Source organism: aff. Roholtiella sp. LEGE 12411, from assembly GCF_015206995.1.
GTDB lineage: Bacteria > Cyanobacteriota > Cyanobacteriia > Cyanobacteriales > Nostocaceae > Komarekiella.
Genome location: NZ_JADEXR010000164.1, coordinates 1 through 13,058, shown reverse-complemented (window position 1 = coordinate 13,058; position 13,058 = coordinate 1). Strand labels below are relative to the sequence as shown.

Genomic DNA, 13,058 nt, shown 5'->3' with positions numbered 1-13,058 from the left:
CCCCATGCCCAATGCCCAATGCCCCATTCCCCATGCCCAATGCCCCATACTTATGAACTCGTCACTCATTACTTAGAGTAGCTAAACCATTGTGTCTGAGCAAAGCAGCTGTACTCGGTTCACGTCCCCGGAAACTTTTAAAAACCTCCATCGGATGCTTGCCACCACCAAGTGCCAGTACGGTATCCCGATAACGCTGACCTGTAGCTTTTATAGCCTCTTCATCTTCTAGCCCAGCTTCTTCAAAAGCGGCAAAAGCATCAGCACTTAGTACCTCAGCCCACTTATAACTGTAGTAACCCGCGGCATAGCCTCCCTCAAAAATATGTCCAAAAACACACAAAAATGAATCTTCTGGCAATGGTGCTAAAACCGTAGTAGTCTTAGCAATTCGATGACGCACATCAGCTGGCGTTTCATCGCTACCGACGCGATAGCGGTAGTGCAATTCCAAATCCACGATGCTAAAGTGAACTTGCCTCAACATGCCACTACCACTCATATAATTACGTGCTGCTAGTAGCTTTTGATAATAATGCTCTGGTAGAGCTTCACCAGTTTTGTAATGCTTAGCCATCCCAAACAAAGTGGGTCGCTCATAACACCAGTTTTCCATAAATTGACTAGGCAGTTCTACGGCATCCCACTCCACATTATTTATACCTGCCGCTCCAGCATAGTCAACCTTGGTGAGCATGTGGTGCAATCCATGACCAAACTCGTGGAACAAAGTCTCGACTTCATAGAAAGTCATCAAACTAGGCTTATCATCTACTGGGGGAGTTTGGTTACATACCAAATAAGTCACAGGTAAGCGAATAGTAGTTACGCCATTTTCTGTGATTGTGGCACGATTGATGCACACATCCATCCAAGCACCACCGCGTTTCTCCGCAGGACGGCTGTATGGATCTAAGTAGAAGTAGGCTATGGGAGAACCAGTTTCATCAGCAATTTGAAAATAACGAACATCTTCATGCCATACTGGGGCTTGACCATCGGCAGGAGTAACAGTAACACCAAACAGCCGCTTCACAAGCCCAAATAAGCCATCTAATACTTGGGGAAGCGGGAAGTAGGGGCGTAATTCTTCGGCGGTAAAGGCAAATTTTTCTTCTCGTTGGCGTTCTGCCCAAAAGCTGATATCCCAGTGTTTTAAATCTTGAGATTCTGCTGCTCCTTTTGTCGCTGCAAAGGCTTTGAGTTCTTCTAAGTCTTTGATAGCAGCATTATAACTGCTACGGCGTAGTTCTTCTAACAGTGCTTCGACTGCCTCAACGTTAGGAGCCATTTTACTAGCAAGGCTTAGTTCAGCAAAACTCTTAAAGCCTAGTAAATTTGAAAGTTCTTGGCGCAACTCCAAAATGCGTTCAATTAACGGGTTGTTATCTAGATCGCCTGTAGAAGCACGAGTTATATAGGCTTTGTAGAGCTTTTCGCGTAAATCGCGACGGGTGCTGTGCTGCATAAAAGGGCCATAGCTGGGAAAGTCCAAAGTAATCTGCCAAGGGCCATTTTCTGCTGTAGCGTTTTCTTCTGTGCGAGACGCTACGCGAACTCCAGCAGCACGAGCCGCTTGTGAGGCTAAACTCAGCAAGCTATTGGGTAAGCCATCGATTTCCTCTTTTGTTGTCAGGGTTATGCTAAAGGCTTTAGTGGCGTCCAGTATATGGTTAGAGAACTTGGTGCAAAGTTCTGCCAACTCCATCTGAATGGCGTTGAAACGCTCTTTTGCTTCTCCTTCTAAACCAACACCGGAAAGTTGTGCATCTCGGATGGCGGCTTCTACAATGCGTTGCTGGGCTGAGTCTAAAGTTGCCCAAGTATCACTAGCACGGAGTGCCTTAAAGGCATTGTAAAGGGGTTGGCTTTGACCGAGTTTGTTGATCAACTGTACCACTTGTGGTTGTACGGTTCCATGAGCTTCTCGCAGTTCAGGGCTATTTTTTACACCCATTAAATGATTCACCACTCCCCAACTCCAGGAAAGCTGTTCTGTGAGCCTTTCTAGTGGATCTACTAAACCCGTCCAAGTAGGCTGTACATTAGCTTCTAAGGTAGCCAGCTGCTGGTCAAGTTCTGCCAAGATCTGGTTGAAGGCTGGTACTATTTGCTTTGGTTGAATCTCTGCGAACAGAGGTAAACCGTCGCCTTGGAGTAAGGGATTGTGAGAAATAATGGCACTTGCACTCATGGTTTTGTGTGATGGGGAATAGGAATGAACAATGATTTTTATTTATATATCTACTAATGTAGCGATCGCCGCGCAATTTAGTTACTGGCTAACTCTATTAAAGCTATTAGTGATAACCCCAAACTTACCTTCGGCTCGTTTGTTTTGGTTCTCTCCATGAGGAATCCGTTGTTCCAGTCCACAAATCGGCAGAAATCCAATAGATCATGAGCAGATTTAACCCAGTTAATAGCATCAGGGAGAACCAAAAGATAAAACGCCTTATATTATAGGTTTGCCTACGCTCTAACTTCTATTTGCCCCATAGCTGTAAGTTCTACCAGCAAATTTATTGAAGAATATCCCTTGCGATCGCACCAATTGTTCTATGGCGATCGCAGATTTGTTTTCCGATTTGATGAGCGATCGCGCTACCGCCCAACTTCAAATCCCCGCAACCCTTCAGGTTCTTCATACTCAACCACAACCTCTTTCACCACAGCAGCAGGTGGCCCAGAATAACACCAACGAACCATTTGTTCCACAAACTCCCGCGCTCCTTCAAAGACCGCCTCCACACGATTATCAGGGAGATTTCGCACCCAACCAGTTAATCCCAACTGGCTAGCTGTATCCACAGTGGAATAGCGATAACCCACTCCTTGGACTCGGCCAGAAATGAATACATGGGCGCGAATTAACTTTGGTAGTGGTGTGTGGTTCTGCATACACTAGTCTATTCTTTACGAATTCACTCTAGCAGGTTCTTGCAGTCAACTCAGAGTCACTTAATTAATTTTGATCATGGCTTGCGATCGCTCCTCAGCAGATGTTCCCCACTCGAAATTTTGATTAGATTAGCAATAGACTATACTTAAGGCGATTATGACTTCTAAAGATTTGGTACTAGTTGCTGGTGGTACTGGTGGAGTGGGACAACTAGTAGTAGGCAAGCTACTGGAGAAGGGTTTTAAAGTTCGCATTTTAACACGCAATGCAGCAAAAGCCGAAGAAATGTTTAATCAGCGAGTGGAAATTGCCGTCGGTGATACCCGCCAATCGGCTACGCTTTCAGCCGCAATGCCAGATCTAAGCCACATCATCTGTTGTACTGGAACCACTGCCTTTCCCTCTGCGAGATGGGAGTTTGACCCGCCTCTAAACTTGATTGAATGGGGAACTGCTTTTGTTAACCCAAAATCCAGTGAAGCCAAAGCAAAGAATAGTCCGGCAAGGGTCGATGCTCAAGGTGTGAGCAACTTAGTGGCGGCAGCACCTCAAAATTTGAAGCGGTTCGTTTTCGTTTCTTCCTGCGGAATTCTCCGTAAGGATCAACTTCCTTTTAGTATTCTCAATGGATTCGGCGTGCTTGATGCCAAACAGAAAGGCGAGGAAGCGATCATCAGTTCAGGATTACCCTACACTATTATCCGCCCAGGACGCCTAATTGATGGCCCTTATACCTCATACGACCTCAACACCCTCTTAAAGGCAAAAACAGGGGGTAAATATGGTGTGGTCGTAGGCACAGGCGACAGACTGTCGGGCGATACCAGCCGAATTGATGTGGCGAACGCTTGTGTGGAATGTATTGTTCACCCAAGTAGTTCAGAAAAAATTTTTGAACTAGTTAACCAAGGATCAAGACCACCTGTAATTGACTGGGAGACTCTTTTTTCCCAATTAGTATAGAACCCCTGCCTCTAATTTATGAATGCACACCTCGACCCTACCTGGAGACTGAGGCACAAAGGGACAAGGTGAATAAATAATCAATCCCCATACCCCATGCCCCATGCCCAATCTAAGATTGAGATTTCCCGCCGCCAAAATTACTGATATCCGTGATTAAAGTAAATTACTGAGGCGATCGCCCTGCTTTTCTACTCGCGCAATTCTTTAAAAGACGGCAAACACCACTATGACGTTACGGTTCACCCTAATTACTGAAAGTATTAATTCTCATACATTAGACAAAGTGAAAGCAAATTAATCCATGAACCAACTAGAAACACCATTTAGGTAGACCGCCCCAACCGAGGTTCGGGAAACCACCCTTCATGGACTGGCTACACAAGCTCAGTATATATATCAGCATAGTCTGGAGTTTTAACCCCGGAAAGCCAAATCAAAGGTATTCATGCTGAACTGGCTGATTTCTTAACCCAGTTGGTTCAAAAATTTAGTCCTTTATACTCTCATTCATTTGTAGTTATACGGAGCCAGCACCTAAAATGGCAAAAGCAGTTGGAATTGACTTAGGTACGACTAACTCCTGCGTAGCAGTGATGGAAGGTGGAAAACCCACGGTAATTGCTAACGCGGAGGGTTTTCGCACAACACCATCAGTGGTCGCATTTGCCAAAAATGGCGATCGCTTGGTTGGTCAAATCGCCAAACGCCAAGCGGTGATGAACCCGGAAAATACGTTTTACTCCGTCAAACGCTTTATCGGACGCCGCTACGACGAAGTGAACAAGGAGACTACCGAAGTTTCTTACAAAGTCATCAGCAGCAATGGCAATGTTAAGTTAGAATGCCCAGGAGCCGGTAAGGCATTTGCTCCTGAAGAAATTTCTGCACAAGTTCTCCGCAAGCTAGTAGAAGATGCTAGCAAATACCTCGGTGAAACTGTAACCAAAGCTGTAATCACCGTTCCCGCATACTTCAATGACTCCCAGCGACAAGCGACAAAAGACGCTGGGAAAATTGCAGGTATCGAAGTTCTGCGGATTATTAACGAACCAACTGCCGCTTCTTTGGCTTATGGATTTGACAAGAAGAGTAACGAAACTATCTTGGTATTTGACCTTGGTGGCGGGACCTTCGACGTGTCCGTGCTAGAAGTTGGCGATGGAGTATTTGAAGTGTTATCCACCTCTGGTGACACCCATCTCGGCGGTGACGACTTTGACAAGAAAATTGTTGACTTCTTAGCTGAACAGTTCAGAAAAGCCGAAGGGATTGATCTGCGAAAAGATAAACAAGCCTTACAACGTCTGACTGAAGCCGCAGAAAAAGCAAAAATTGAGCTTTCTAGCGTTACCCAAGCAGAAATCAACCTACCATTTATCACTGCTACCCAGGATGGCCCCAAGCACCTGGATACAACCCTGACTCGCGCCCAATTTGAAGAACTTTGTTCCGACTTAATCGACCGTTGTCGCATTCCTGTCGAGAGTGCGCTACGGGACTCTAAATTAAATAAGGGTGATATCGATGAAGTCGTATTAGTTGGTGGTTCTACCCGGATTCCCGCAGTTCAACAGCTGGTGAAGCAGATATTGGGTAAAGATCCCAACCAAAGCGTTAACCCCGATGAAGTTGTGGCTATTGGTGCAGCCATTCAAGCAGGTGTGCTAGAGGGTGATGTTACAGGTATCTTACTGTTAGATGTAACACCTCTGTCTTTGGGTGTAGAAACATTGGGCGGTGTGATGACCAAAATTATCCCCCGCAACACGACAATTCCCACCAAGAAATCAGAAGTCTTCTCTACAGCTGTGGATGGTCAAACCAACGTGGAAATTCACGTTCTCCAAGGTGAACGGGAGTTTTCTGGAGATAACAAGAGTTTGGGAACCTTCCGCCTCGATGGTATTCCACCTGCACCACGCGGTGTCCCACAAATTGAAGTTACCTTCGATATTGACGCCAACGGTATCCTCAACGTCACCGCTAAGGACAAAGGCACTGGTAAGGAGCAATCCATTAGTATCACTGGTGCTTCCACCCTAGATAAATCTGATGTTGACCGGATGGTCAGAGAAGCCGAGCAGAACGCTTCTGCTGACAAAGACCGTCGTGAGAAAATTGAGCGCAAGAACCAAGCCGACTCTTTGGCATATCAAGCCGAGAAACAGCTACAAGAATTGGGCGATAAAGTTCCCGAAGCTGACAAGACTAAAGTCGAAGGTCTGGTGAAAGAAGTGCGCGAAGCTGTCGCCAAAGAAGACGATGAGCAGATTAAAAAACTCACGCCAGAATTACAACAAGCATTATTTGCTGTTGGTAGCAACATCTATCAACAAGCTGGTGGCGGTGCTGCACCTGGAGGTACTGAACCTCAAGATGGTGGTTCCACTTCCTCTGGTAGCGGTGATGATGTAATTGACGCTGACTTCACTGAGAGCAAATAATTTCCATACTATAGGAAAATTATTGTGCCCCTGCTTTATATTGCCCATCCAAGCATTTGCCTGGGTGGGAATTTTTTTTAACTTCTTCAGCAGAAGTCCTACACTCACTCGAATGAGTGTGGGACGCCAGTCGCCTGCGACGGGAAAAAAGTAGCATAACGCACTCTAAAACTACTCTACAAAGTCAGGTCGTGCCTTCCCCGTTACTGTTAACTTTTTCTCTAAAGCTGTCCAATTTTCTTGCTCAATTAAGTTAGTCAATTCGTCAAGATTGTGACGATACTGTTGGAGCGATCGCAACAATGCTTGGCGATTATACTGCGCCATCATTACGCCTAACTCTGGATTACCACCACCTACACGACTGGTATCCCGAAAACCAGAACTAGCTAGCTTTTGGGCTAATTGTAAAACATCGGGGTCAGTTTCACTGATGCAAGCAGCAATCAACGAGGAACTGACCATTACAGGTAAATGAGAAATCCAGCTAACAGCGCGGTCATGCTGCTCTGGCTGACAATGGTAGATATTTGCCCCAAGCGATCGCACAATTTCCTCCACAATGGTAATTGCGGCGGTTGCTGTTGTCGTATCTGGTGTTAATACATACGGCTTTCCGACAAATAAATGTCTGTGTGCAGCTTCAATACCACTGTCTGTTGTTCCCGCCATTGGATGACCGCCGACAAAATACTCCCAAAGAGGAGAAATCGCCTTGACTATCGGTGCTTTTACCGAACCAACATCAGTCACGATCGTAGTCGCAGACAAATAAGCGATCATTTGCTCAAATTGGGGAACAATGAGTGCGATAGGTGTACAAATAAATACCACTTCTGCGGTTGCAAATAGGCTCATATCAACTGACGCCTGATCAACACTGCCAAGAGCAACTGCCTTTTGACAGGTTGATTCACGGCGACTTACTCCCAGGACATGATGTCCTTGCGATCGCAAATCAAAACCCAAAGATCCGCCTATCAGTCCGAGTCCTAAAATCCCAATATTCATTTTTGATTTTGTCATTTCATCTCTTACATATTTTCTGCATACTTTACCAATTATTAAAGTTGGCATCTAAGGGGTAGCATCCATGACTGTAGAGGAATTGCTGGAAAAATATGCGGCAGGAGTTTTAGACTTTAGTGGTATTGACCTTTCTGAAGCCAACTTGAGCGGGGCCAAACTCATTGGCGTGAATCTTAGCCAAGCTAATTTGAGTGTAATCAACCTGAGTGGCGCAAATTTGAGCGAAGCCAACTTGAGTGATGCCAAGCTGAATGTTGCCAGACTGAGTGGCGTAAATCTAAGTAGCGCTATCTTAAATAACGCTAGTCTGAACGTAGCTAATTTGATCCGAGCCGACCTGAGTCGTGCCCAACTCAGAGAAGCAACGCTGATTCGCGCTGAGTTAATTCGCGCTAACCTCAGTCGCGCTGACTTGTCTGAGGCCAATCTCTCCAGTGCTGACTTGCGAGAAGCGACACTACGACAGGCGAATCTCCGTCACGCCAACTTGAGTGAAGCAATCTTGAGAGGTAGTTTTTTAACCGGAGCCAACTTGGAAATGTCTAACTTAAACGCCACAGACCTAAGTCACGCTGACATCAGCGGCGCGAATCTGCGAGATACCGAACTCAGACAGGCGAATCTTAGCCATGCTAACCTCACTGGAGCCGATTTGAGCGGAGCGAATCTTCGTTGGGCAGATTTGAGCGGGGCAAATCTCCGGTGGACAGATTTGAGTGGGGCGAAATTGAGTGGAGCTAACTTAAGTGGCGCAGACTTGAGTAATGCGAATCTGACGAACACGAGCTTAGTCCACGCCGATTTAACTCAGGCAAAATTAATTAGAGCAGAATGGGTCGGTGCCGACTTAACGGGAGCAATTTTAACTGGAGCAAAACTTTACGCCACCTCCAGATTTGGTTTAAAAACTGAAGGTATGACTTGTGAATGGGTTGATCTTAGTCCTAGAGGCGATCGCTCCATCATCCAAAAGTTCCATTCGGAAGATTCGCGAGACTTTTTTAATGAAACACCGCCAACAATTCGTATAGTTATTGATGCAGCCCTAGAACACGAAGCCAATTTTGCTCTTGCTGGCGCTTACTACCAAATTGCTCAAGAATATAGGGAGCTAAAACAACCCCCAAGTATGGAAAGCGGACGTCGCCGGACTGTTTTCACTTTCCGCGTAGATAGCGACGAAGCTTTATTTCCTATGGCTTACATCGCCACTCTTCCGTTTCATGATGCAGTATCCAACCAAAAAAATATTTCCACCATACTGGAAATGATTAAAAATGAAGTTATTGCTAATCAGGATCTAAAATATCCTGATATGGTGAAACAATTAATTATGCTTATAGAGCAAGTTATGAGTAAGGCTACAACCATTAAACAGATGAAAAAAAATGTGGAAATAGCAGCAAAATTAAACTTTTGTAAAGCACCCACCCAGACAATTTTAACTAATTCCAGCGCCCATACTTTGATTGTGTATGACAATCCTAACTTCGGTAAAAAATTTATTAATCGCTCTGCTCTTAATGCTTCAGTTTATGATGATATATCCAAGGAATCGAACAATTCTATACTGCCTTCGCTAAATATAGTTATGGATTTTGTTAAAGGTTTTCACTACATTAGTCATTAGTCAAGGGGCATGGGGCATGGGGCAAACCAGCAGGAAGAAATTGTGAATATAGCAATCCTAAATCATTTGTGAAATCTTCTCTTTTTACCTAATTTTCACAACCTAGATAGAATTGCCATAACAAATGACAAATGACAAGTAACAAATACTTCTCTACGGGAGGCTACGCCAACGACTACGCTCAGTACAAGTGACTAATGACAAAAGAAAAAAACAATTTTTAGGAGGAGAAAGATGCGCGATTCTTTTAATAAAATGATCGGTCGAACTCGCTATGTGGTTTTTCGCCTATTTCTGCACTTAGGGGGAGGTGAAGTAGCACCAATTTTGGGAGTATTAAATAGTGCTGGACGAGATGCGATCGACTCGGAGGGGGATTTGGACGTTTTGGGAGAAGCATTAGTAGAAATCTGCCAAACCCTACTGCAATATGATGAGTACTGGCTTTCTGCTGCCAATGAAGGCGATGTTTTTTGGGACGAAGGCGAAGCGGGAGATTATGTGAATGAATTATTTACTGACTCCGCCCAAAGATATCTCAGTGAACCCGATTACAGTCCTGACTCAGCATTGAACGAACCTTTATCTATTCCTGTGACGCGCAACGTAGTTGTGATGATTACAGTAGCTTATGAAGGAGAAGTACCAGAGTTGGAAACTGACTTTTCTAGCGTTCAGGCACTGAAGGAAGGTTTGAAAGCCTTAATCAATTTGCATTACAAACATAAACTCAAGGCAATCCAAGTGCATTTCTCACCAGCGCAGTTAGGTGATGAACTTACTAGCGATCATCTGTTACAACATTACCCAGAATTGATTCCTTTGTAAGTTTGTTGGGTAGTCCGTACTGACTGTTCACATCGATAAATTGTTAAGCTCGGAGATAGGACAATAATGCAATGCTCATGACTATAGTGCGTAAATTTACAGCCGTTTTTTTAGCTCTGAGTTTGTGTGTGACAACTGTCGCTTGTGGGGGAGGAAATCAAAGTACCTCTTCTCCTTCAGCGAAGAACGTTAGCCAAACATCCGCTACTACCAAACTGAATGATGGTCAGTACCAAATACAACAAGCTACTTATGACGATGCAACTGGGGAGTACACGCTGTTTTTACTCAACAATACGCCCCCAACATTTGCAACCGAAAATTTGCAAATGGCGCGGCTGACTGACGACGAAACCAAGCAAGGTAAGAAAACTTACTTGAAGGTAGAAAACGGACAGCCCATTTTATATCTGACGGAAGACTTTAAAATTGAGTATGTCCACAACGTCACTGAGAATAAAACTAATCCCCAAACAGGACAACAAGAAACAGTTGTAGTCCGCCAAGAAAATAGTTTTTGGGCACCCTTCGCCGGGTCTGTAGCTGGTGCTGTGGCTGGTCAGGCCCTTGGCAGTTTATTGTTTAGACCCCAGTACTACGTGCCCCCAGCCTATCAACCGGGAGGAGTGATGACTGGCTACGGTGGATATGGCAGCAATTATGACCAAGCAGTTCAAAGCTATCGCTCCCGCTACAATGCGCCACCCGCAGCCGTGAGAAATCGTACTGCTTTCCGCAGTACAGGAACAATTAGAAGGTCTTATCCTGGTAATCCAACTGTACGGACTTCACCACGTACCCCCACGGGGAACCGCCCCTCTGGTTCTGGTTTTGGTAGCAGTGAACTCAGACCATCTGGCAGATCTGGCTCAACCAGACGCGATACTGGAACTGGTTTTGGCACTAACCGCCGTTCTTCAGGTAGTCGCTCGTTTGGTTCTGGTAGACGGCGTTAGAAAATTCCAAATTCACTTTCAGACACTTTTGTGCTGAGTAGAGACGCAATTAATCGCATCTTTACTCAGCACTTTTTTTGTAAGGGAATATTATAATTTTGTATTTTGACAGGTTTTGCGATCGCAAGCAAGTTTCAGAAATCCAAATGGTGTCATAAAAAAGCCGACCTTTGCAGGTTAACAAACCCTTGATTTGGTATTAGTCCACGGAGGCGGACTTGATTTCGTGTAGTAGCGAATTCTATTCGCCTAATACCTTTCAAACATCCTCTTAGAGGTCTTTTGATTGGGCTAATTCGACGGCTCATATAGTGTCCGTCGAATTCACGTTAATTGAAGATTAGATTAATGAAAACTTGCTGAATCTATACCAATTAAATTAAAGGATGAATCTAGAGCAACTAACATTCCTCTAGAAGCTGGTTACAACTGACTCAATCATGAGGCATAAGGGCAAAGTAGGTCAGCATAGCATAAGCCGTGTGCCTGTAAATAAGTTAGATAGTAAGAAATACTAAAAGCAAACATTGCTAAGAGAACAGGAATCACTGTACTAAACTCCAACTTCTTTTTTTTTAACATTCCTAAACAAGATATTGGAATTACTAAAGGCCAAAGGACGGTTGTGATCAAAAACATCATAAATGATAATAATTTATCTTCTGGAGAAGAAGTAGGATGACGTAGGGAGAACATTAACCAATTGCTAAAAAAATAGCATGTAATTAATAGGTAACTAATTATTAAAGTCAGTTGTATTTGATTCACTGTCAACATTCCTTAAGTTTTGTAAGATTATTCCAATTGGATCTGCACGAAATTATTACATAGTTTGCTCCAGGGAAATTCCTATGCTTGAAAAACGGTAGTTTTCACATTGGATAACTCTGATGCCAATAGGAAATTTCGCAATCACATAAATGTTAATCGAAGCCTGAAAATACAAAAATCAGTACTTACACCCAATTTGAAATTAAAACTAGCAGGCGAGCAATTATACTCATTAGTTACAGCTAGTCTACCCTTGGTATAGCGCAAATTTTAAAGTGTTTGAAAATCAAATGCATACACTACCAGTTTGATACGCAAATTTGCACCGCTGTATATTTTGAACAGCAGTTGTAAATAAATACAAAAGACTTTACACCCATCCCGAAAAAATTTCAAGATAAATGCATTTACTTTTGTTTACTCTTGGAGCAAGCATAGCTTGCGATTTCGCTTTAGTAGTATAAAAAATTCTCCAAATACATTTATTAAGGACATTTTAGTGTGTAAGAAGGAGATATTAAATAGTAACTTTCTTAATTAAATGATTAGTATATTTTAGTACTGATGCTAGTTATATACTTACTAAATACTAGTGCTGCGATCGCCAATTATTTCTCTATTCCCTTATTTAAAATTTAGGTTACGGTCAGCGATAATTACCCCAGTGCCTGCACCAATAAAGCCTAATTCTGGTAAAAAATGCCGCCGTTTTAGCTCTGAAGACAGAGGCTTTGGGGCGGCTTATTATTGTGACTTAGCACTAACTTATGTAATTAAATTTACTTTTACAAGTTCAACCGGAGAATCCTACTTCTTAAAGGTGTGATGGCGTCAATAAATTAATTGTTTGTGGCTTAAAGCTCGATGGATTATCCCAGTAATCAGCCTGGTTGATATTTACCTTGAGCAAAGCAATGTCAGGTTCATCTAGTCCCTTGGGAAACCAGGTTTGAAGCTCAGGCTTCCATAGTTCTCGCATTCTGTCCCGGTCTTTCACCAATTGTGCTCTACCTGAGATAGATACATACCGCTGTTGATCAGGTGATGAAAAACTGACATTTACCTGCTGATGGTGTTCAATTTCATTCACCTTATGAGATTTAGCATAGGTAAAAAACCATAGTGTGCCATCAAAGTTAATCTCATCACTCATTGACATAGGGTAACTATGCAAGCTTCCATCATCATTGACTGTAGTAAACATGCCACAATCAATATCTTGAATGAGTTGACGCAGTTTTTGAATCTGTTGCTCTCGGTCTGTAGAAGCTGTCATTGTTTGTACTCTTTTTGCTTTTTTTATGGATTGTAATTTTTGATTACAACCAGTTTTAAGGCTTATAAAGCTCTTTTTCAGTATTAACGTTTTTTATTTTCAATTACGTGATCCCAGAGGTGGAATTATGATATATTTGGCAGTTTTAGTTATATCTTTAGTTATATCTTTATAGAGATTAGTAATCCGATTTGATTCGTGAACTGACTCGTAGAGACAGGGAATGGAGAATGGGGAATGGGGCATGGGGAATGGG

11 protein-coding genes are annotated in these 13,058 nt (G+C 43.4%); 6 read left to right on the top strand and 5 right to left on the bottom strand.

What is annotated here, in order from left to right; translation table 11 throughout:
• Window positions 1-61: 61 nt before the first annotated feature.
• Window positions 62-2,194 (bottom strand): M3 family metallopeptidase, encoded by a 2,133-nt coding sequence (locus tag IQ246_RS24805; RefSeq protein ID WP_194005983.1) that lies wholly within the window; start codon window positions 2,192-2,194, stop codon window positions 62-64.
• 31 nt (window positions 2,195-2,225) lie between these two features.
• Between IQ246_RS24805 and IQ246_RS31025 the strand changes: the two genes are divergently transcribed.
• Window positions 2,226-2,354: a hypothetical protein gene (locus IQ246_RS31025; RefSeq protein WP_255515635.1), complete on the top strand. Its 129-nt coding sequence runs from the start codon at window positions 2,226-2,228 to the stop codon at window positions 2,352-2,354.
• Window positions 2,355-2,522: 168 nt separating this feature from the next.
• Here IQ246_RS31025 and IQ246_RS31020 read toward each other — a convergent pair whose 3' ends face one another.
• Both IQ246_RS31020 and IQ246_RS24800 read right to left on the bottom strand, forming a co-directional pair.
• Window positions 2,523-2,648, bottom strand: a complete 126-nt coding sequence (locus tag IQ246_RS31020; RefSeq protein WP_255515634.1) for a hypothetical protein — start codon at window positions 2,646-2,648, stop codon at window positions 2,523-2,525.
• A complete protein-coding gene (locus IQ246_RS24800; RefSeq protein ID WP_194005982.1) occupies window positions 2,605-2,901 on the bottom strand; it encodes an acylphosphatase in 297 nt (98 codons plus the stop codon). The genes IQ246_RS31020 and IQ246_RS24800 overlap by 44 nt, the downstream gene beginning before the upstream one ends.
• Before the next feature lie 157 nt (window positions 2,902-3,058).
• Between IQ246_RS24800 and IQ246_RS24795 the strand changes: the two genes are divergently transcribed.
• Both IQ246_RS24795 and dnaK read left to right on the top strand, forming a co-directional pair.
• Window positions 3,059-3,865, top strand: a complete 807-nt coding sequence (locus IQ246_RS24795; protein ID WP_194005981.1) for an SDR family oxidoreductase — start codon at window positions 3,059-3,061, stop codon at window positions 3,863-3,865.
• Window positions 3,866-4,407: 542 nt separating this feature from the next.
• Entirely contained in the window at window positions 4,408-6,312 is a 1,905-nt protein-coding gene (dnaK, locus tag IQ246_RS24790; RefSeq protein WP_194005980.1) for a molecular chaperone DnaK, read from the top strand.
• A gap of 171 nt (window positions 6,313-6,483) precedes the next feature.
• Here the strand turns inward: dnaK and IQ246_RS24785 are convergent, their stop codons facing one another.
• Window positions 6,484-7,323 (bottom strand): prephenate/arogenate dehydrogenase, encoded by an 840-nt coding sequence (locus tag IQ246_RS24785; protein ID WP_194005979.1) that lies wholly within the window; start codon window positions 7,321-7,323, stop codon window positions 6,484-6,486.
• An 82-nt stretch (window positions 7,324-7,405) separates the two neighbouring features.
• Between IQ246_RS24785 and IQ246_RS24780 the strand changes: the two genes are divergently transcribed.
• From IQ246_RS24780 to IQ246_RS24770, 3 genes are all read left to right on the top strand, one after another.
• Window positions 7,406-8,971 carry a pentapeptide repeat-containing protein gene (locus IQ246_RS24780; RefSeq protein ID WP_194005978.1) on the top strand — a complete coding sequence of 522 codons (1,566 nt, stop codon included), beginning with the start codon at window positions 7,406-7,408 and terminating at the stop codon, window positions 8,969-8,971.
• A 234-nt stretch (window positions 8,972-9,205) separates the two neighbouring features.
• Entirely contained in the window at window positions 9,206-9,799 is a 594-nt protein-coding gene (locus tag IQ246_RS24775) for a DUF1517 domain-containing protein (RefSeq protein ID WP_194005977.1), read from the top strand.
• Between the two features lie 71 nt (window positions 9,800-9,870).
• Window positions 9,871-10,755 carry a hypothetical protein gene (locus IQ246_RS24770; protein WP_194005976.1) on the top strand — a complete coding sequence of 295 codons (885 nt, stop codon included), beginning with the start codon at window positions 9,871-9,873 and terminating at the stop codon, window positions 10,753-10,755.
• Between the two features lie 1,585 nt (window positions 10,756-12,340).
• Here IQ246_RS24770 and IQ246_RS24765 read toward each other — a convergent pair.
• A complete protein-coding gene (locus IQ246_RS24765) occupies window positions 12,341-12,802 on the bottom strand; it encodes a pyridoxamine 5'-phosphate oxidase family protein (protein WP_194005975.1) in 462 nt (153 codons plus the stop codon).
• Between the last annotated feature and the right edge of the window lie 256 nt (window positions 12,803-13,058).

Coding starts and splice junctions, on each gene's coding strand:
- IQ246_RS24785 (WP_194005979.1), bottom strand. CDS start 7,323: ATGAATATTGGGATTTTAGGACTCGGACTGATAGGCGGATCTTTGGGT.
- IQ246_RS24765 (WP_194005975.1), bottom strand. CDS start 12,802: ATGACAGCTTCTACAGACCGAGAGCAACAGATTCAAAAACTGCGTCAA.
- IQ246_RS24775 (WP_194005977.1), top strand. CDS start 9,206: ATGCGCGATTCTTTTAATAAAATGATCGGTCGAACTCGCTATGTGGTT.
- IQ246_RS24795 (WP_194005981.1), top strand. CDS start 3,059: ATGACTTCTAAAGATTTGGTACTAGTTGCTGGTGGTACTGGTGGAGTG.
- IQ246_RS24805 (WP_194005983.1), bottom strand. CDS start 2,194: ATGAGTGCAAGTGCCATTATTTCTCACAATCCCTTACTCCAAGGCGAC.
- IQ246_RS31025 (WP_255515635.1), top strand. CDS start 2,226: ATGATTTTTATTTATATATCTACTAATGTAGCGATCGCCGCGCAATTT.
- IQ246_RS31020 (WP_255515634.1), bottom strand. CDS start 2,648: ATGAAGAACCTGAAGGGTTGCGGGGATTTGAAGTTGGGCGGTAGCGCG.
- IQ246_RS24780 (WP_194005978.1), top strand. CDS start 7,406: ATGACTGTAGAGGAATTGCTGGAAAAATATGCGGCAGGAGTTTTAGAC.
- IQ246_RS24770 (WP_194005976.1), top strand. CDS start 9,871: ATGCTCATGACTATAGTGCGTAAATTTACAGCCGTTTTTTTAGCTCTG.
- IQ246_RS24800 (WP_194005982.1), bottom strand. CDS start 2,901: ATGCAGAACCACACACCACTACCAAAGTTAATTCGCGCCCATGTATTC.
- dnaK (WP_194005980.1), top strand. CDS start 4,408: ATGGCAAAAGCAGTTGGAATTGACTTAGGTACGACTAACTCCTGCGTA.